This is a genomic window from Rossellomorea sp. KS-H15a, assembly GCF_024195245.1.
GTDB classification, from domain to species: domain Bacteria; phylum Bacillota; class Bacilli; order Bacillales; family Bacillaceae_B; genus Rossellomorea; species Rossellomorea vietnamensis.
The window spans coordinates 3,254,063-3,272,781 of the sequence record NZ_CP096886.1 but is presented as its reverse complement, the minus strand read 5'-3'; the positions used below and the strand labels follow the sequence as shown (position 1 = coordinate 3,272,781).

Annotated in this window: 23 protein-coding genes; 20 read left to right on the top strand and 3 right to left on the bottom strand. The window is 43.9% G+C overall.

Features of this window, described 5'->3' with window-relative positions:
• Positions 1 to 31: 31 nt before the first annotated feature.
• The gene (mciZ, locus tag M1J35_RS16780; RefSeq protein WP_034758179.1) at positions 32 to 157 is read right to left on the bottom strand and encodes a Z-ring formation inhibitor MciZ; all 126 of its coding nucleotides are present in this window, start codon (positions 155 to 157) and stop codon (positions 32 to 34) included.
• An 81-nt stretch (positions 158 to 238) separates the two neighbouring features.
• On the opposite strand from mciZ, the gene M1J35_RS16775 reads away from it, so the two are divergent.
• Positions 239 to 787 carry an NUDIX hydrolase gene (locus M1J35_RS16775; protein ID WP_254651778.1) on the top strand — a complete coding sequence of 183 codons (549 nt, stop codon included), beginning with the start codon at positions 239 to 241 and terminating at the stop codon, positions 785 to 787.
• Between the two features lie 423 nt (positions 788 to 1,210).
• Here the strand turns inward: M1J35_RS16775 and M1J35_RS16770 are convergent, their stop codons facing one another.
• Positions 1,211 to 1,792, bottom strand: a complete 582-nt coding sequence (locus tag M1J35_RS16770) for a GNAT family N-acetyltransferase (RefSeq protein WP_254651777.1) — start codon at positions 1,790 to 1,792, stop codon at positions 1,211 to 1,213.
• A 125-nt stretch (positions 1,793 to 1,917) separates the two neighbouring features.
• On the opposite strand from M1J35_RS16770, the gene spoIIM reads away from it, so the two are divergent.
• From spoIIM to M1J35_RS16685, 17 genes are all read left to right on the top strand, one after another.
• On the top strand, positions 1,918 to 2,571 hold the full coding sequence (gene spoIIM, locus M1J35_RS16765; RefSeq protein ID WP_034758186.1) for a stage II sporulation protein M: 654 nt from the start codon (positions 1,918 to 1,920) through the stop codon (positions 2,569 to 2,571).
• Between the two features lie 111 nt (positions 2,572 to 2,682).
• A complete protein-coding gene (locus M1J35_RS16760) occupies positions 2,683 to 3,141 on the top strand; it encodes a ferric iron uptake transcriptional regulator (RefSeq protein WP_034758188.1) in 459 nt (152 codons plus the stop codon).
• A gap of 187 nt (positions 3,142 to 3,328) precedes the next feature.
• Positions 3,329 to 3,556 (top strand): YqzK family protein, encoded by a 228-nt coding sequence (locus tag M1J35_RS16755; RefSeq protein WP_034758190.1) that lies wholly within the window; start codon positions 3,329 to 3,331, stop codon positions 3,554 to 3,556.
• 6 nt (positions 3,557 to 3,562) lie between these two features.
• Positions 3,563 to 4,456: a site-specific tyrosine recombinase XerD gene (xerD, locus tag M1J35_RS16750; protein ID WP_034758192.1), complete on the top strand. Its 894-nt coding sequence runs from the start codon at positions 3,563 to 3,565 to the stop codon at positions 4,454 to 4,456.
• Between the two features lie 210 nt (positions 4,457 to 4,666).
• The gene (deoB, locus tag M1J35_RS16745) at positions 4,667 to 5,851 is read left to right on the top strand and encodes a phosphopentomutase (RefSeq protein WP_224519585.1); all 1,185 of its coding nucleotides are present in this window, start codon (positions 4,667 to 4,669) and stop codon (positions 5,849 to 5,851) included.
• Positions 5,852 to 5,927: 76 nt separating this feature from the next.
• Positions 5,928 to 6,743, top strand: coding sequence for a purine-nucleoside phosphorylase (locus M1J35_RS16740; protein WP_060672283.1), 816 nt, complete (start codon positions 5,928 to 5,930; stop codon positions 6,741 to 6,743).
• A gap of 34 nt (positions 6,744 to 6,777) precedes the next feature.
• Positions 6,778 to 8,082 carry a pyrimidine-nucleoside phosphorylase gene (locus M1J35_RS16735; RefSeq protein WP_254651776.1) on the top strand — a complete coding sequence of 435 codons (1,305 nt, stop codon included), beginning with the start codon at positions 6,778 to 6,780 and terminating at the stop codon, positions 8,080 to 8,082.
• 222 nt (positions 8,083 to 8,304) lie between these two features.
• Complete coding sequence (locus M1J35_RS16730; protein ID WP_224519588.1) at positions 8,305 to 9,471, top strand: D-alanyl-D-alanine carboxypeptidase family protein; 1,167 nt, start codon at positions 8,305 to 8,307, stop codon at positions 9,469 to 9,471.
• A gap of 121 nt (positions 9,472 to 9,592) precedes the next feature.
• Positions 9,593 to 9,943, top strand: coding sequence for an anti-sigma F factor antagonist (gene spoIIAA, locus M1J35_RS16725; protein ID WP_034758203.1), 351 nt, complete (start codon positions 9,593 to 9,595; stop codon positions 9,941 to 9,943).
• Between the two features lies 1 nt (position 9,944).
• Entirely contained in the window at positions 9,945 to 10,388 is a 444-nt protein-coding gene (gene spoIIAB, locus M1J35_RS16720) for an anti-sigma F factor (RefSeq protein WP_034758205.1), read from the top strand.
• A 12-nt stretch (positions 10,389 to 10,400) separates the two neighbouring features.
• Positions 10,401 to 11,165 carry an RNA polymerase sporulation sigma factor SigF gene (gene sigF / locus M1J35_RS16715; protein ID WP_224519589.1) on the top strand — a complete coding sequence of 255 codons (765 nt, stop codon included), beginning with the start codon at positions 10,401 to 10,403 and terminating at the stop codon, positions 11,163 to 11,165.
• 219 nt (positions 11,166 to 11,384) lie between these two features.
• Positions 11,385 to 12,005, top strand: a complete 621-nt coding sequence (locus M1J35_RS16710; protein ID WP_034758209.1) for a stage V sporulation protein AA — start codon at positions 11,385 to 11,387, stop codon at positions 12,003 to 12,005.
• Positions 11,995 to 12,417 (top strand): stage V sporulation protein AB, encoded by a 423-nt coding sequence (locus M1J35_RS16705; RefSeq protein WP_034758212.1) that lies wholly within the window; start codon positions 11,995 to 11,997, stop codon positions 12,415 to 12,417. The genes M1J35_RS16710 and M1J35_RS16705 overlap by 11 nt, the downstream gene beginning before the upstream one ends.
• Before the next feature lie 23 nt (positions 12,418 to 12,440).
• Entirely contained in the window at positions 12,441 to 13,037 is a 597-nt protein-coding gene (locus tag M1J35_RS16700; RefSeq protein WP_254651775.1) for a stage V sporulation protein SpoVABEA, read from the top strand.
• A complete protein-coding gene (locus M1J35_RS16695; protein WP_254651774.1) occupies positions 13,003 to 14,481 on the top strand; it encodes a spore germination protein in 1,479 nt (492 codons plus the stop codon). The genes M1J35_RS16700 and M1J35_RS16695 overlap by 35 nt, the downstream gene beginning before the upstream one ends.
• Before the next feature lie 76 nt (positions 14,482 to 14,557).
• Positions 14,558 to 15,856, top strand: a complete 1,299-nt coding sequence (gene lysA / locus M1J35_RS16690) for a diaminopimelate decarboxylase (protein WP_254653784.1) — start codon at positions 14,558 to 14,560, stop codon at positions 15,854 to 15,856.
• 363 nt (positions 15,857 to 16,219) lie between these two features.
• The gene (locus tag M1J35_RS16685) at positions 16,220 to 16,591 is read left to right on the top strand and encodes a GNAT family N-acetyltransferase (RefSeq protein ID WP_224519590.1); all 372 of its coding nucleotides are present in this window, start codon (positions 16,220 to 16,222) and stop codon (positions 16,589 to 16,591) included.
• A gap of 13 nt (positions 16,592 to 16,604) precedes the next feature.
• On the opposite strand, the gene M1J35_RS16680 is transcribed toward M1J35_RS16685, so the two are convergent.
• A complete protein-coding gene (locus tag M1J35_RS16680) occupies positions 16,605 to 17,135 on the bottom strand; it encodes a DUF309 domain-containing protein (protein WP_254651773.1) in 531 nt (176 codons plus the stop codon).
• 165 nt (positions 17,136 to 17,300) lie between these two features.
• On the opposite strand from M1J35_RS16680, the gene M1J35_RS16675 reads away from it, so the two are divergent.
• Complete coding sequence (locus M1J35_RS16675) at positions 17,301 to 18,065, top strand: segregation/condensation protein A (protein ID WP_159362192.1); 765 nt, start codon at positions 17,301 to 17,303, stop codon at positions 18,063 to 18,065.
• Positions 18,052 to 18,645, top strand: a complete 594-nt coding sequence (scpB, locus tag M1J35_RS16670; RefSeq protein WP_224519592.1) for an SMC-Scp complex subunit ScpB — start codon at positions 18,052 to 18,054, stop codon at positions 18,643 to 18,645. Before M1J35_RS16675 ends, scpB begins: the two co-directional genes overlap by 14 nt.
• Positions 18,646 to 18,719 lie beyond the last annotated feature (74 nt).

Genomic DNA, 18,719 nt, shown 5'->3' with positions numbered 1-18,719 from the left:
GGGGACGAATAAACAAAGAAAACGGCTGCCTTCAACGATTGGCTTCGATCCATTCCTTGACAGTAACGTAGGTTTGATTATATTCCTTCAACTTAGCCTTGATTTCCCATGCTTTCCCTACCAGGATGATCCGGTCCTTTTCAGCAATCACCTTCAAGGGTTTTCACCTCGATCCTCGAATAGGATATGGTAAAATGTATGAGGACAAGGTCGATGACAGAACAAGGAGAGTTGAACGATGAAAAAATTCGAAGAAAAGACGATCACAACAGAAACGATCTATCAAGGGAAAATCATTGATCTTCAAGTGGATGAAGTCGAGCTTCCAAACGGCAAGACATCCAAGCGGGAACTGATTAAGCACCCTGGAGCCGTAGCGGTCATCGCATTGACACCGGAAGGGAAAATAGTGATGGTGGAGCAGTACCGTAAAGCGTTGGAGAAATCCATCATCGAAATACCTGCCGGAAAGCTCGAGCCGGGTGAAGAGCCGGATAAAACGGCCCTGCGGGAATTGGAAGAAGAAACAGGATACGGGTGTGAGAATCTGGAGCATCTGATCTCGTTTTACACTTCACCTGGATTTGCGGATGAGCTGGTTCACTTGTATATCGCTCACGATATCCATCCCATCCAGGAGTCGAAAGAAACGGATGAAGACGAATTTGTCGAGTTGATTGAAGTGACAGTAGAAGAGGCACTGCAACTTATTAAAGAACAGCGGATATATGATGCGAAAACGGCTTATGCGGTTCAATATCTGCAACTGCAGAAGTTGGGGAAATAAAAGATGATGTGAAGAAAGCTGGACTCCCGTTGAGAGGGGGTCCAGCTTTTGTTGGAAATTATTGGTGAAATACGCAAATAATGAATAAATGACACAAAAAAATGGACTTTGACGCAATAAATAAAAAAATGACGCAATTACCCTCAATTTTGACGCAATTATCCCCATAGGGTGCAAACGGACCTTCAAATTACTTTCCTCAAAGCCACAATCCACCCAGAAAAGTATTTTTCATCTAAAAGATTCATATTCTTAGTTGAAAAAGGGCTTAAAGCTACTATTTTTTTCTCTAAAAGAGGGAAGGATGATCTGATTTAATTAGTACTAGTCTTCAAAATGATGGTTTATATATTCAGAAACAGGTACACCGCTGCAAAGGTACAAATGAGACCCAAAAGAGGCTGACCCTACTACATACAGGAATCAACTTTTAATTAGGTCCCCCGGAATCAGAGAATAAACACAAGTATCACGTGCATCCGTCCCGTTTTCATCAAGATGGTCATGCCGAAAGGTCCCTTCAAGCAGAAAGCCCAGCTTCTCAGGCACCCTCCGAGAGGCAGTGTTCCTCTCATCACAGCGGATTTCCACACGCTGACAGGAAAGGTCGTGTAGGGCGAAATAGGTCAACGCCTTCACGGCTTCCACCATATAGCCTTTTTTTGTGTGCCGTGAGTTGAGCCAATACCCGATTTCCACTTTAGGTACATCCCAATCAATGCGGTGAAGTCCCGTGGATCCGATGAATTCATCCGTTTCTTTCAGATAGATATGTAGTCGGATATCGGTCTTCTTAATGAAATCTGCAAAGGATTCCCGGACGCCTGCCTCCACCTCCTCAAGGGTCTGTTCTTTCCGGGCGAAGGGGAGCCATGGTTTTAACTCACTCCGTGAATCTGCAATGGCACGAAACACGTCTGACCCGTCACCAGGCATGCATGGCCGAATATAAAGGCGTGGAGTTTCAATACGATCGGGAAATTCGATTAAGCTTGCCTTGGTCATATGATATTCCTCCCACTCAGGTTTCTATGATTATACGTTTATCCGAATGGAAGTTCAATAGAGTAGAATAAACCTCTTCCGCCTTACATATAGATTAGTAACCGATATCTAGGAGGAGCACTGTGATGCGTAAAAAAATATCAAATTCAAATCCACTCGTTCAACATGTACAAGCACATTCCTCAATCTATTTATTTATCATTACATTGTTTTTAATGGGGATCATTTTTGGTGCGATTGTCGTGAATTCATTATCCTTTGCCCAAAAGGAAGACCTTTATTTCTATTTAAGTAAGTTCTTCAGTGAGATGGAGGATGGAAGCATGACATCAGCGGAAGAACTCTTCCGTCAGAGTTTCCTCCATAATGTGAAGTATCTCGGGTTGATGTGGCTACTCGGGATCTCGATCATCGGGCTGCCCCTCATCTTCGTCCTATTATTCATGAAGGGTGTCGTCGTTGGCTTTTCTGTCGGGTTTCTAGTCAATCAAATGGGCTGGAGCGGATTTTTATTGTCTTTTGTGAGCGTCCTGCCACAAAATATCATCATCATTCCGGCATTTATTTTCATAGGTGCGATCAGCGCGAACTTCTCCCTGACGTTGATCCGGAAGATCTTTATGAGGCAGTCTTCGTCCATGCAGTTCCAGATGATCCCGTTCCTGTCCAGATACGTCATCTTCATGGTGGTGGCCATCGGAATCGTCACCGTTGCCGCAAGTATTGAAGCCTATCTTTCACCTACTTTAATGGAAGCGGTCATAGGGAAAATAAAATAAAATGATTCTTATATAAGAATCATTTTATTTGTTTGATTATAATTATTTTATTTTGCTTATTCCTCCCTTTTTGATATAATAGTAAAGACATTGACGAGGGAGGAGAGGACTATGGAAAGCCGCATTGAACGAATAAAAAAACAGCTTCATTCTGCCAGCTACAAGCTTACGCCACAGCGCGAAGCTACGGTCCGCGTGTTATTGGAACATGAAGAAGATCACCTCAGCGCCGAAGATGTATACCTCCTCGTTAAGGAAAAATCTCCGGAAATTGGACTGGCGACCGTATATCGTACATTGGAATTGCTGTCTGAACTGAAAATTGTAGATAAAATCAATTTTGGCGATGGTGTATCGCGTTATGACCTCAGGCAAGAAGGGGCAGCCCACTTCCATCACCATTTAGTATGTATTGAATGTGGAGCTGTCGATGAAATTCAAGATGATCTTTTAGAAGACGTGGAAACGATTGTCGAACGAGACTGGAAATTTAAAATAAAAGACCACCGCCTCACCTTTCATGGCATTTGTTCCAGATGTCAGGATAAAGAAGAAGATCCAGAAGAATAAGATGATGCCGAAAAGCCTTAAAGACCCCTGTGTTGTTTCTAGAATCGGAAACATCCCATACATACTCTTTAAGGCTTTTTTCATACTCTCCCGGAATTTTTCACAGTATCTCACTCCATAAGGTATAAAACGGTTCAAAATCGTCATAGCTTGTATTAATAAGCAAGCGAATATGGAGGACGACTGGATGATAAAAGGGGTTCAATTGGTATGGCAGACCATTAAGGTGTTTATTTTATTTACGGGTTCAACGATTTTATTTTACTATGGTATCATGTGGATAAGCGAAGAATACGAAGGTTACCACAAATATGATGAGCCAGAGGGAGCAGCGGTGAAGGTTTATTCTTCCGTGACAGAGGAAGAAAGCCATTGGTATGACAGATTATTATTTTTTTATATGAACGGGGAGTAATGCAGTGTGGAAGACCATATTCAAGATTTCATGCACTTTTTAATAGTAGAAAAAGGGCTTGCAAAGAATACGATCGAGTCGTATCAACGTGATTTAAAGAATTATGCCTTATACTTATCGAAGGTTGAAGAAGTGGCGGAATTAAACGCCGTTTCAAGGGTCAATATCCTTCAATTTCTCGGACATTTAAAAAACCAGGGGAAATCTTCAAAGACCGTTGCCCGTCATGTGGCGTCGATTCGTTCCTTTCATCAGTTCCTCTTAAGGGAAAAGGCGACGGACCAAGACCCGACTGTGCACATCGAAACACCAAAGACTGAAAGGACACTCCCAAGGATCTTGAGCATCGCTGAAGTGGAGGCTTTACTTGAAGCCCCTGAAGAATCGACACCCTTAGGGATGAGGGACAAGGCGATGCTTGAACTCCTTTATGCGACGGGGATACGGGTAAGCGAGCTCATCCAGCTTCAATTGGAAGACGTCCATTTGACCATGGGATTTGTCCGGTGCATCGGAAAAGGGAACAAAGAGCGGATCATCCCGATCGGGCAGACGGCCATGGATGTCCTCGAGAAATATTTAGGGGATGCACGGTTGAAATTACGGAGCAAGAAGCATCGTGATGATCATTTATTTCTCAATCACCATGGGAAAGGGCTGACAAGGCAGGGCTTCTGGAAGAATTTAAAGGCCCTTGCGAAGAAAGCCAATATTGAGAAGGATTTGACGCCTCATACGCTTCGCCACTCATTTGCCACTCATTTGTTGGAGAATGGGGCGGATCTCAGGGCGGTTCAGGAAATGCTGGGTCATGCAGACATTTCCACGACCCAAATCTATACACATGTGACGAAAACCCGCTTAAAGGATGTCTATTCGCAATTCCATCCCAGAGCTTAAAAGAATGAAGGGGGATTCCTTAAAGAAATTACGATTCTTTAAGGGATCTCTCTTGTTTTTTTTGAGAGGGAAAAGTAGAATATAGATGTCAGACTTCTGACGTTAAATCCTGTCGATTGCTTCAAAGCAGATAAGGGTATGATACGTTTGAAGGTCGAAAATGTAACCGCTTTTTTAAAAAATGGATTACTATATAGGAGGTTTACGATAATGAGCAACTATACATACAAACGGGTTCACTTGATCGTAATGGATTCGGTCGGTATCGGCGAAGCGCCTGATGCAGAACTGTTCAACGATAAGGGATCTGATACGCTCGGTCACATTGCTGAACACATGGATGGACTGAATATGCCGAATATCGGGAAGCTTGGCCTTTCCAATATTAAAGAAGTGAAGGGTATCGAGAAGGCCGGCAAACCTCTTGCATACTACACAAAAATGCAGGAAGCGTCAGTCGGGAAAGACACGATGACGGGGCATTGGGAAATCATGGGCCTGAATATCGATAAGCCGTTCAAGACGTATCCGGATGGATTTCCAGAAAAATTGATCCAGAGACTGGAAGCGGAAACAGGCAGGACGATCATTGGAAACAAGCCTGCCAGTGGCACTGAAATCATTGAAGAATTAGGAAAAGAGCATATGGAAACAGGGGCACTCATTGTGTATACATCTGCAGACCCCGTTCTTCAAATCGCAGCTCATGAAGACATCATCCCGATTGAAGAACAGTACAAAATCTGTGAAATTGCCCGTGAAATCACGAAAGAAGAGGAATACCTCGTCGGACGTGTCATCGCCCGTCCGTTCGTAGGGGAGCCGGGAGCGTTTAAGCGCACATCCAATCGCCATGACTATGCATTAAAGCCATTTGACCGTACAGTCATGAATGAATTGAAGGACTCCGGCTTTGATGTGATCGCCATTGGGAAAATATCAGATATTTATAATGGTGAAGGGGTGACCGAATCCATTCGCACGAAGCATAACATGCACGGAATGGATGGACTCGTCGAATCATTCGACAAAGACTTCACAGGCTTAAGCTTCCTGAATCTGGTTGACTTCGACGCGTTATATGGACATCGACGCGATCCAGAAGGATATGGAAAGGCGCTGGAAGAATTTGATGCGCGCCTCCCTGAAGTATTCGAGAAAATGACCGAAGATGATCTTCTGATCATTACAGCTGATCACGGGAACGATCCCACTGCTCCAGGAACAGATCATACGAGGGAGTATGTCCCACTTCTTGTATATTCAAAGCGTTTTGATGGAGGGAAAGAACTTCCTATCTCTGAAACATTCGCAGATATCGGGGCAACAGTAGCAGATAACTTCAATGTGAACATGCCGAAGTTCGGCCAAAGCTTCTTGACGAAATTAAAATAAAAAATATGAGTGGGAGTGGGGTGAAGCCGAACGAAAGGCTCATTTCCTCCTCTTTACGTTGAAAAGGAGTAATAAGATGAATTACGAAAACATCCAAAATGCAGCAAATCATTTGAAAAATCAATATACAGGACAGCCTAAGGTCGGGTTGATCCTGGGATCAGGACTTGGTGTACTGGCAGATGAAATCCAAAACTCAGTGAAGATCCCTTATAAGGAAATTCCTGATTTCCCTGTTTCAACAGTAGCAGGTCATGCGGGACAGTTGGTATTCGGTCAATTGGCCGGACAGGAAGTCGTCGCGATGCAAGGGCGTTTCCATTACTATGAAGGGTATGGATTCGATAAAGTGACATTCCCTGTACGCGTGATGAAAGAGTTGGGCGTGGAAGTGCTGATTGTGACCAATGCTGCCGGCGGTGTGAACGAAAGCTTCCAGGCGGGGGATCTGATGCTGATTTCCGATCATATCAATAATATGGGAGGCAATCCACTCATCGGAGCGAATGATTCCCGCTTAGGGCCGAGGTTCCCGGATATGTCAGAAGCATATTGTAAAGAACTGCGTCAAAAAGCGAAAGAAATCGCCGGGAAATTATCCATTGAAGTGCAGGAAGGGGTCTATGTAGGTAATACCGGTCCTACTTATGAAACGCCTGCTGAAGTTCGTCTTGCCCGTACCCTGGGTGGGGATGCAGTCGGAATGTCAACGGTACCTGAAGTCATCGTGGCCCGTCATGCAGGAATCAAGGTACTGGGGATTTCATGCATTTCAAACATGGCTGCAGGGATCCTGGATCAGCCACTTTCCCATGATGAAGTCATGGAAACGACGGAAATGGTCCGTGCCAATTTCCTTTCATATGTAAAAGAAATCGTGAAATCATTATAAAAGCGGATTAATACTAGAAGAGTGGGTGAAGGCAATGAGAATGGTTGACTTAATAGAGAAAAAGCGTGAAGGAAAAGAATTATCTACGGAAGAAATCAAATTCATCGTGGAAGGGTATACGGACGGAAGCATCCCTGATTATCAGGTGAGCGCCCTGACGATGGCCATTTTCTTCAAAGATATGAGCGATAGAGAAAGAGCGGACCTGACAATGGCCATGGTGGAATCCGGAGATCAAATTGATTTGTCCGCCATTGAAGGCATCAAAGTCGATAAGCACTCCACAGGTGGAGTCGGTGATACAACGACACTTGTTCTTGGACCACTTGTGGCGTCTGTCGGAGTCCCTGTAGCGAAGATGAGTGGAAGGGGTCTTGGTCATACCGGGGGAACCATCGATAAGCTTGAATCCGTAGAAGGATTCCATGTGGAAATCGAAAACGAGGAGTTCATCCGTCTGGTGAACAAGAATAAACTTGCCGTCATCGGTCAAAGCGGTAACTTGACGCCTGCCGATAAAAAGCTGTATTCCCTGCGTGATGTGACGGCTACGGTCAATAGTATCCCACTGATTGCAAGCTCGATCATGAGTAAAAAGATTGCAGCGGGTGCTGATGCCATCGTCCTTGATGTGAAAACCGGTGCCGGTGCCTTCATGAAGACGTTGGACGATTCTAAGGATCTTGCCAAAGCCATGGTGAACATCGGGAATAACGTCGGACGAAAGACGATGGCTGTCATTTCCGACATGAGTCAGCCCCTTGGTTATGCCATCGGGAATGCCCTGGAAGTGAAGGAAGCGATCGATACGTTAAAAGGGGAAGGGCCTGAGGACTTAACGGAACTTTGTCTGACTCTTGGAAGCCACATGGTATTCCTGGCGGAGAAAGCTTCAACGTTAGAAGAAGCAAGAGCATTATTACAAAGAGCGATTGAAGACGGTTCAGCTCTTGAGAATTTCAAGGTATTCCTTGAATCACAAGGTGGAGATCCATCTGTTGTGGATGACCCAGCCAAACTTCCTCAAGCAAAGTACAAAATCGAGCTTGAAGCGAAACAGGATGGCTATGTGTCTGAAATCGTGGCCGATGCAGTCGGAACGGCTGCCATGTGGCTTGGAGCAGGCCGTGCAACGAAAGATTCTGTGATCGACTTAGCCGTCGGTCTTGAACTTCGCAAGAAAATTGGTGATGAGGTCAAAGCGGGAGATTCCCTTGCCACCATTTACAGCAATGAAGAAAACATCGACAATGTGAAAGAGAAGCTATATGAGAGCATTAAAGTGACCACTGAACATGTGGATGCACCCACGTTGATTCATACTGAAATCACGGGTTGATCATCCATTTGAACGAAGCCTTTGCCGAAGGGATTATTTCTCTTCGGCAAAGGCTTTTTTTGTGTGAAAACAGATTCTTGATTTCATTTCAATGAACGAAGAAAACGGCGCAATAAGTTTTGAATGACTTTTTACCAATGTTTGTATAAAAATGATGAGGATGGAAAAAATGGATCTATGAGTATTGAAATAATAACGAGATTTTGATTGGAGGACAGTTGGATGAAACGTTTTGCGTATATAGTGGTGACATTTGTTTTAACAGCTTTTCTATTTCCTTCCATAGGGTTTGCCCAGGAGAAGAAATCGGAGCTCGCCGACGTGGCGAAATCAGCCATTTTAATCGAGCGTGATACTGGAGCGGTGCTTTATGAGAAAAATAGCCATGAAAAGCTGGCACCTGCGTCCATGACTAAAATCATGACCATGACTCTGATCATGGAAGCCCTCGAAAAAGGTCAAATCAAGTGGGATGATAAAGTGCGTGCAAGTGAATATGCTGCCTCGATGGGCGGATCACAGATTTTCCTGGAGCCGGGCGAAAGCATGTCTGTAGAAGAAATGCTGAAGGGAATTGCCATTGGGTCCGCCAATGACGCCTCAGTCGCGATGGCGGAGCATATTGCAGGAAGTGAAGAAGCATTCGTTGAGAAAATGAACAACAAGGTGAAAGAGCTTGGGTTGAAAGACACTCATTTCAAGAACCCTACAGGTCTACCTTCGAAGGATCATTACAGTTCGGCACATGACATGTCCATGATGGCCAAGGAACTTCTTAAATACGACGGAATCACAAAGTTCACGGGCAGCTATGAATCTTACCTTCGTGAAGGATCGGATAAAAAATTCTGGCTCGTGAATACGAATAAATTGGTCCGCTTCTATGACGGAGTGGATGGTTTGAAAACAGGCTTCACGAATGAGGCGAAATATTGCCTGACGGCTACGGCAAAGAAAGACAATATGAGAGTGATTGCGGTCGTGTTCGGTGCCCCAACACCAAAGGAACGGAACAACGAAGTCAGTAAAATGCTCGATTATGCCTTTAATCAGTATTCAACCAAACCTCTCTTCAAAAAAGGAGATTCCCTGGCTAAGGTGAAAGTTTCAAAAGGGAAGGAGAATAAGGTGGATGCCGTAACGGATGAGCCCATTTCCCTCCTTACCCAAAAAGGTGAAAAGTTAGATGAAATCCAGCAGAAGATCACATTATCGAAAGACTTGAAAGCTCCGATTAAAAAAGGAGACAAAGTCGGGACGCTCGTGGTGATGAATAAAGGGAAAAAAGTAGTGGAAAGCACTCTCGTTGCCAAGAAAAATGTAAACGATGCAAGCTGGTGGGAATTATATAAAAAATCCTTTGGACTTTTTACAAAGGTAGGAAAGTAATGAGCCTCGGAAAATAACCTCTAATTATGACGAATTCCTTCTAGTTTTGTCATAGAGAAGGAATTTACTAAAAGAATAGCGAAATGACTCACTATACGACAGAGAAGGAGGCTTTCTGATAGTGAGTCTTGCTATTAACTTAGAAGTCAAAAAAGATGTACTGTGTGTCCGTTTAAGTGGTGAGTTGGATCATCACACTGCCGATGAACTCAGGGAAAAAGCTTCAAGCCTGATCGAAAGTGAGAATGTAAAGCATATCATTTTGAATTTAGAGGAATTAAGCTTTATGGATAGTTCTGGATTAGGTGTCATTTTGGGTCGTTACAAGCAGATCAAGCAAAAGCATGGAGAAATGGTGGTATGTGCGATTTCCCCTTCTGTAAACCGATTATTTGAAATGTCAGGATTGTTTAAGATCATTCGTCTTGAGCCGTCTGAAGAAAATGCATTACAAAGATTGGGGGTCGCATAATATGAGAAATGAAATGAACATTCAATTTAGTTCCTTAAGCCAAAATGAATCCTTTGCCCGCGTGACTGTGGCGTCATTTATTGCCCAACTCGATCCGACCATGGATGAGTTGACTGAAATCAAGACCGTCGTCTCGGAAGCCGTGACCAATGCCATCATTCACGGTTATGATAACAGGCCCAATGGGACGGTTTATATTTCCGTGATCATGGAAGAGGATGGGTTCATTGATATGACCATCCGCGATGAAGGAATCGGGATTGGAGATGTGGAAGAAGCCCGTCAACCACTCTTCACCTCCAAGCCGGAGCTTGAGCGTTCCGGTATGGGATTTACGATCATGGAGAATTTCATGGATGAAATAGAAGTGTCATCACACCCAGGTACAGGCACCACGGTAAGGCTGAAGAAGCACTTGACCAATAGTAAAGCGCTATGCAATTAAGGAGTCGTGCCCATGGATGTCGAAGTGAAAAATGAAAAGGAACAGACCTTTTTGAAGGATCATGAGGTGAAAGAGCTGATCAAGCAAAGTCAGGATGGCGACCAAAGCGCAAGGGACCTGATCGTCCAGAAGAATATGCGCCTGGTATGGTCCGTTGTGCAACGCTTCCTCAATCGCGGTTATGAGCCGGATGACCTCTTTCAAATAGGCAGTATCGGGTTGCTGAAATCAGTGGATAAGTTTGATTTAAGCTACGATGTCAAGTTTTCGACGTATGCGGTTCCGATGATTATCGGAGAGATCCAGCGTTTCATTCGGGATGATGGGACAGTGAAGGTGAGTCGTTCCCTGAAGGAAATGGGGAATAAAATCAGGAAAGCGAAGGATGAGCTCTCCAAGAAATTCGGCAGGGTCCCGACCGTCAGCGAGCTTGCCGACCATCTTGAGTATTCCGTTGAAGAGGTGATCATGGCCCAGGAAGCGAGTCGTGCCCCTTCTTCGATTCATGAAACGGTTTATGAAAATGATGGTGATCCCATCACGCTTTTGGATCAGATTGCCGATAATACGGATAATAAGTGGTTTGATAAGATTGCCCTGAAGGAAGCCATCCGGGAATTGGATGATCGGGAGCGGCTGATCGTGTATTTAAGGTATTACAAAGATCAGACCCAATCGGAAGTAGCGGATCGGCTGGGGATCTCCCAAGTGCAGGTATCAAGACTTGAGAAGAAGATTTTACAAACGATGAAAGAACATATGCATTCAGAACCTTAGGCAACATAACCTTGTGGATTCCATTTACTGAATCCACAAGGTTATTTTTTTGCTTGAAATTGTTTCCATAAACCTTCCCTCCAGACCTTCCCATCACTTCCATCCCGACGTTTCGTTCACCCATTTGTCCCATCGTCCCCGAGGATATTACATAAATAAATCACGTTAATCCATACTATTGGTACGAAGGGAAAATCATGTTTTCAGGAAGTGAACTGCATGGAAGGTATTTTGTATATACGCTTACGCCATCGAGTGCAGGTAAGGGAAGAGAGCATGGTCAAGCTTTCTCAGCTGGCGCAAATCATAGCATCTGAAACGATTGTGGAAGATATAAAGGAAATCCCGATTCATCAGGTGACCCCTTCAGATAAGAATATTGTCGTAGTCGATGTCATGAAGGTCATCAGTGAGGTATGCAAAGTATACCCGGACCTGGATATTCAAACGATCGGGCCTACTCAAAGCATCATTGAAGTGATCTATGAGAAAAAGAAAGTCTCTCTCCCTTTATTCATTGGCGTTTGGTTACTATTATTCATCGGTGCGGCCCTGGCTATAATGAATTTCCATGAAGACGTAAGTATGAGAGAAGTTCATCAAAGGCTGTATCATTTTGTGACGGGAGGGGTGGATCCCCACCCATTATTATTTCAGGTTCCTTATTCGTTTGGTTTAGGTCTTGGAATGATTTTGTTTTTCAATCATGTGTTTCGAAAAAGACTCAATGAAGAGCCGAGCCCTCTTGAAGTTGAAATGTTTAACTACCAGCAGGATTTAGATCAATACGTGATTATGCACGAAAATAAAGAAAGTCAGAAGAAACTGGATGACCATTAATGTATTGATCACCGTATTTATCGGATTTGCCGGGGGGCTGGCTGTAGGCTCGGGATTCGTTGCATTTTTAACCGTATTGGGTATCATCCCCCGGTTAACTCAATTGACTAAAACAATGAAAATGATTCATTACTATGAGATGGCCGTCATTACCGGGGCGCTTGCAGGAGGATTCATCAGCCTGAATGACTACACTCTCCATTTCTCTCCATTGGTCCTTATCCCCCTCGGTCTCATGAGCGGAGTGTTCATCGGACTGTTGGCTGCTGCCTTGACAGAAGTATTGAATGTGTTTCCCATCCTGGCCAAACGAATCGGGATTGATGGACAGATTGTGATACTGATCATGGCAATCGTATTCGGGAAGATTTTCGGTTCTCTATTTCATTGGCTTTACTTGGTTCATCAATAATTTGCAAGAGGCAGGGGTTTCGTATGGACAATCAAAGGAAAGTGATCCTGATAACAGATGGGGATGAATACGCCAAGCGCGCCATCGAATGTGTGGCGAAAGGATATGGCGGAAGGTGTATATCAAGCTCCAAAGGCAATCCTTCTGTGTTGTCGGGACCCGAAATTGTAAAGCTGATTCAAAGAGCCAAAAACGACCCTGTCTTTGTGATGTTTGATGATAGTGGATTCATAGGGGAAGGCGCAGGTGAAAGGGCCCTTAAGTATGTTGCGAATCATCCGGAAATAGACGTGCTCGGAATTATTGCGGTAGCAAGTAAAACCAGGCAGGCGGAATGGACCAGGGTGGATGTCTGCATTGATAAATTCGGGGAGTTGACTCCATACGGGGTCGATAAATTCGGTGTACCTGAAATGGATGTTGGAAGATTGACGGGGGACACTGTTTACTGCCTTGATGAACTGGATGTGCCGGTGATTGTCGGAATTGGTGACATAGGGAAAATGGCCAAGCGGGATCATTATTCCCAAGGCGCCCCCATTACGAAAAAAGCAGTGGAGATCATCTTAGAAAGGAGTGGGTATCATGCCTCAAAAGACGAAAGAAACACCGATACCTAAAGATTTAAAGGTCATTGAAGATTATATGAAAGAGCACGTGGGGTTGAACACAAGCTTTGACATCGGTGTCCGTAAATTGATGGTCTTGAAAAAAGGTGTTCATTTTTATTATATAAATGGGCTCACTGATGCATCCTATATCATTGAAATTGTGGAAGAACTTGTGGAGATCAATGATCATGAACGGGCTACAAGCAGATTATACGATATTGTACATAATCGACTTGTGCATCAATCCGTTGAACCGGTAAAAACGATTGAAGAAGCAGTAGATGAAGTGCTTTCCGGTTTGATTGCCGTATTTGTTGAAGGATATGAAGAAGCGCTGATCGTAGATGTCCGGAGTTATCCTGGAAGACAGCCGTCAGAACCCGATACAGAGAAGGTCGTCCGCGGTTCCCGTGACGGTTATGTCGAGAATATCATCGTCAATACAGCCTTAACAAGAAGAAGAATAAGAGATCCCAGGCTGAGGTTTGAAATATTCCGGATCGGAGAGCGTTCCAAGACGGATATTTCGATTGCATATATTGATGATGTGGCCAACCCGAGCTTGATTGAAGTAATCAAGAAAGAATTGAAAAATATTAAAATCGATGGGTTGACGATGGCGGATAAAACGATAGAAGAGTTTCTGGTGAAGCAAGGATATAATCCATATCCGCTGGTCAGATATACAGAAAGGGCGGATGTAGCTGCAACCCATCTGTTAGAAGGGCATGTACTGATCTTTGTCGATACATCGCCGAGTGTCATCATCACACCTACAACGTTCTTTCATCATCTGCAGCATGCGGAGGAGTATAGACAATCACCGGCTGTAGGTACGTTTGTGAGATGGACAAGATTCATGGGAGTGCTTGCTTCACTTTTCCTTCTTCCGTTATGGTATCTGTTCGTACTGGATCCATCACTGCTGCCGGAAGTCATTAAATATGTCGGCCCACAGGAACAGACCAATATTCCGGTGATCGTTCAATTATTCATCGCTGACCTTGGGGTGGAGATGTTCAGGATCGCCGCCATCCATACCCCGACCCCGCTCTCGACGGCCATGGGTTTGATCGCCGCCGTCTTGATCGGTCAGATTGCCATCGATGTAGGGCTATTTCAGCCTGAGGTCATCTTGTATGTAGCTGTCGCTTCGATCGGTACGTTCGCAACTCCGAGTTATGAATTGAGTGTAGCGAATAAGATGGCAAGGCTTCTTCTACTGGTGATGGTTGCGTTCTTCCATATCCCTGGTTTGATGATTGGAAGTACCCTGTTCATTCTGTACGTAGCGAATATCAAATCCCTCAATACACCGTATCTATGGCCGCTGCTGCCTTTCAGTCCGAAGGCGTTTATGCAGATTCTCGTCAGGAAGTCGGTACCGGGGTCTAAAATTCGACCAAGTATCGTCCAGCCGAGAAATAAATACAAACAGCCTGCTAAATCTTAGAATATTGCAACAATTCCTTTTCTGTGGTAAATTACGTTTAATTAGTAGTGGACTATAGAGGGGAATGAGACGTTTCATGCATCTTCATGGATCAGCAGAAATAAAAAACGGGGGCCTAATGATAGGCGGGGTCAGTACCGGAGACCTGGCGGCTCAATATGGTACCCCCCTTTATGTTTATGACACGAAACTTGTCAGGGAGCGTGCAAGAGGGTTTAAAGAAACATTTGAATCCCTCGGGGTGAAGGCGGAAGTGGCCTATGCCAGCAAAGCATTCTCCTGTATCGGAATCTTTCAGTTAATGGATGAAGAAGGGCTGTCCCTGGATGTCGTTTCTGGAGGAGAGCTATTTACGGCCCTGAAGGCAGGTTTTCCTCCGGGGCGGATCCATTTTAATGGCAATAACAAGTCAAGGGAAGAACTGACGATGGCCATTGAACATAGAATTGGCTGTATCGTCGTCGATAACTTTCATGAACTGGAGCTTGTGGGTGAATTGTCACGATCTCTTGAAGAAGCCACAAAGGTGTTGTTAAGAGTAACACCAGGGATCGAAGCTCATACCCATGATTATATCCTTACGGGACAGGAAGATTCGAAATTCGGATTTGATTTAGAGAACGGTCAAGCCGAAAAAGCGATGAAATCAGCGCTGGATTCCGAAACAATTGAATTGTTGGGACTCCATTGCCATATAGGTTCACAGATTTTTGAAACGACGGGATTCATTCTCGCCGCCAGGAAAATCATTGAAAAGGTCGCCCTGTGGCGTTCTCAATACAGCTTTGATCCACAGGTCATTAATCTGGGTGGTGGATTTGGAATCCGATACACGAAAGAGGATGATCCCATTCCTCCTGCTCAGTATGTGAAAGAAATGATTGCTGCAGTGAAAGAGGAAGTGGAGAAATACAATTTAGCTATGCCTGAAATCTGGATTGAACCGGGTCGGTCACTTGTAGGGGACGCAGGTACAAGTCTTTATACGTTGGGGTCGCAGAAAGATGTCCCGGGCGTCCGGAAATATGTAGCGGTCGATGGGGGAATGAGCGACAATATCAGACCTGCCCTATACAAGGCGAAATATGAAGCGATCATAGCGAATAAAGCAGACCGGATGTGTGAAGATACGGTTTCCGTTGCAGGGAAGTGCTGTGAGTCCGGAGACATGTTGATATGGGACCTGCCACTCCCTGTCGCAGAAGACGGGGATATTCTCGCTGTGTTCTGTACAGGTGCATACGGATATTCAATGGCGAATAACTATAATCGGATTCCACGGCCAGCCGTCGTATTCGTCGAGGACGGAGAAGCCAGGTTAGCTGTCCGAAGGGAGACATATGAGGATCTGATTACCCATGATGTTAGGTTTTAACGATCAATCATATAGTCTTTAAGTATATCGTACTTAAAGACTACTTTTTTTGTATTCTGAATTACATACTTTAACAAATTTCGATTTTACTATACAATAACAATGACATAAACACATAGAGTGAAGACAAAGGAGTCAGTCATGAAGATCAGTAATAAAGCATTGTTCTTGTTATTAATCGTTGCCGGTCTGGTGTGGGGAGTCATCTACTGGATGTTCATCGCTGGAAACTGATTGATTGGGATTTGCTTAATAAAAGTAAATTTAGTAAGATAAATAAACGTTCATATCAATTAAATTTCTAGTTTTTGTCTATAATTAGGAAATAAATAGATTAGACATAAAACATGACGAGGGGTAAATATGTTAATTCGGTATAAAAAGGCGTTTGAAAAGATTGCCATGGGATTATTATCTTTCATGCCAAATGAAAAGGATTTGAAGAAGCTTCAACAAACGATGAAGCAATACGAAACTGAAGAAAATTGGCAGCTCTTTTTATGGAAAGAAGAGGACATAGTAGGTTTGATCGGAGTTTACAAAACAGAAGGTACATTAGAGATTCAACATATATCAGTCAATCCATCACATCGTCACGAAGGAATCGGGAAATCTATGGTGAAACATCTGAGGGATATGCACTCGGAGCTTGAAGTGAAGCCCAATTCAGACACCGCATCATTTTTTGAGAAATGCGATGAAATGGGTGAAGACAACGAGGAACAGGAACAATAAAGAGGCAGGCCGCCTATTCTGGTGGTCCGCCTCTTTTTTTTCGTAAGGCATTTCTCCGCTTGGTAATCACATCGGTGCGGTCCCTGAAGGAATGGCGGTGAATGAGCGCTGAATTCGTCAGGTCACTCTCTGAACACCAGATGTAGCCATTTTTCCTGCACCGCAGTTGAACCTGATCTGAAAGGGAAGCATCCGTTAAAGGCAGGATGATACTGTGATAAGGTTGATTTTCACCGATTTGGTGAATGGTTTCCTCCATCATTGCGTGAAGCTTTCCGGAATGAATCCCCAACCCGGTCAATTGTTTGTGATTTTCCTCAATATTCTTCATGGCTTTATTGAATGTCCTCACAGCACCTGTCAGATTGCCTCGTCTATAATGATAAAAGCCCACTGCGACCTGAATGAGACCCACCCAGTGGGAAGTCCTGTTTCCCGGATCGACTTCTTTCCAATATTCTTCTAATACTTCATGGCATTCAAAATAATCTCGATTACCGTGAAAATACATTAAGTATTCGATGTAGGCTTCAGGATAAACCATAAGATCCCTCCATATGACGCAAAGTAGTTAAATTGTAGCATAAACCCCCGCTGATACGACAGGAAAGCCTGTAAATACAAAACTTTCTATTGGAGAATAGTGGTCTTTCTACTATACTATTAAGTAGCGTTCCAGCAAGATTGTTATGAGAAATTTGGTGATAAAGTGGAATACAATGTAAAGATTGACGCTTTTGAAGGTCCCTTGGATCTTCTTTTGCATCTGATTAACTCGTTAGAAATTGATATATATGATATTCCTATGGCTCAGATCACGGAGCAATATATGTTATATGTACATACGATGAAGGATTTGCAACTGGATGTCGCAAGTGAATATCTGGTGATGGCAGCTACGTTACTCGCCATTAAAAGTAAAATGCTCCTGCCTAAGCATGATGAGGGCATGATGGGCGATGAAATCGAATTTGAAGAGGAAGATCCCCGCGACGAACTGGTGGAGCGGTTGATTGAGTACCGTAAATTTAAAGAAGCGGCGAATGAACTGAAGCATCGTGAGGAAGAGAGGGGGCAAGTGTATACCAAGCCTCCAAGTGACCTTTCTGAATTCAGTGAAGAGGTTGATTTAAAGAATACTGAGGTTCAGGTATCTTTATATGATATGCTTGGAGCTTTTCATAAATTATTGAGAAGGAAAAAACTCCAGCGCCCCGTTCAAACGAGAATTACGAGACAGGAAATATCCATTGAGAAGAGAATGACCGATATTCTGGAAAACTTACAAAATTTAAAAAGACGCACATCCTTTACAAGTCTTTTCCCCTCTGATAGTAAAGAGCATCTCGTGGTGACGTTCCTTGCTGTGCTTGAATTAATGAAGCGGAAACAAATCATCGTCAACCAGGAGAATAACTTTACGGAAATATTTGTAGAAGCAGGAAAGGAGGCTGGAATGGTTGAGCAATATTAATTGGAAAGGGATCCTTGAAAGCTTATTGTTTGCAGCAGGGGACGAAGGTTTATCACTGAAACAGGTCTGTTCTGTGCTGGAAATCGAAGAACAAAAAGCAAAGGATGTCCTTGAAGAATTGAAGAATGATTATGAGAATGATTCCAATAGAGGCATATACATCATTGAAATAGCAGGAACCTTTCAATTAGTGACAAAAAAAAGGAATGCAGACTACTTAAAGAAACTGGTAGAATCCCCACATGTAAGCTTCCTGTCCCAGGCAGCCCTTGAAACCCTTGCGATTATCGCGTATAAACAGCCAATCACGCGTATGGAAATCGAGCAGATCAGGGGTGTCAAGACCGAGCGTCCCATTCAGACCCTTACATCAAAAGGGCTCGTCAAGGAAGTGGGCAGGGCGGAAGGGACCGGACGTGCCTTTTTATTTGGTACCACGAAAGAATTTCTGGACTACTTCGGCCTGAAGAGCATTGAGGAGCTTCCGCCTCTTCCTGAAAGCATTGAAGACGAATTCGCCCAGGACGAAGCGGACCTGTTCTTTGAGAAATTTCAAGAGACGATGGAAACGAACGAATAGAAAATCATATATGAAAATGCAGGACTGTAATGATGCATACACAGTCCTGCGTTTTTTGTTTTGGAGACGGCCCC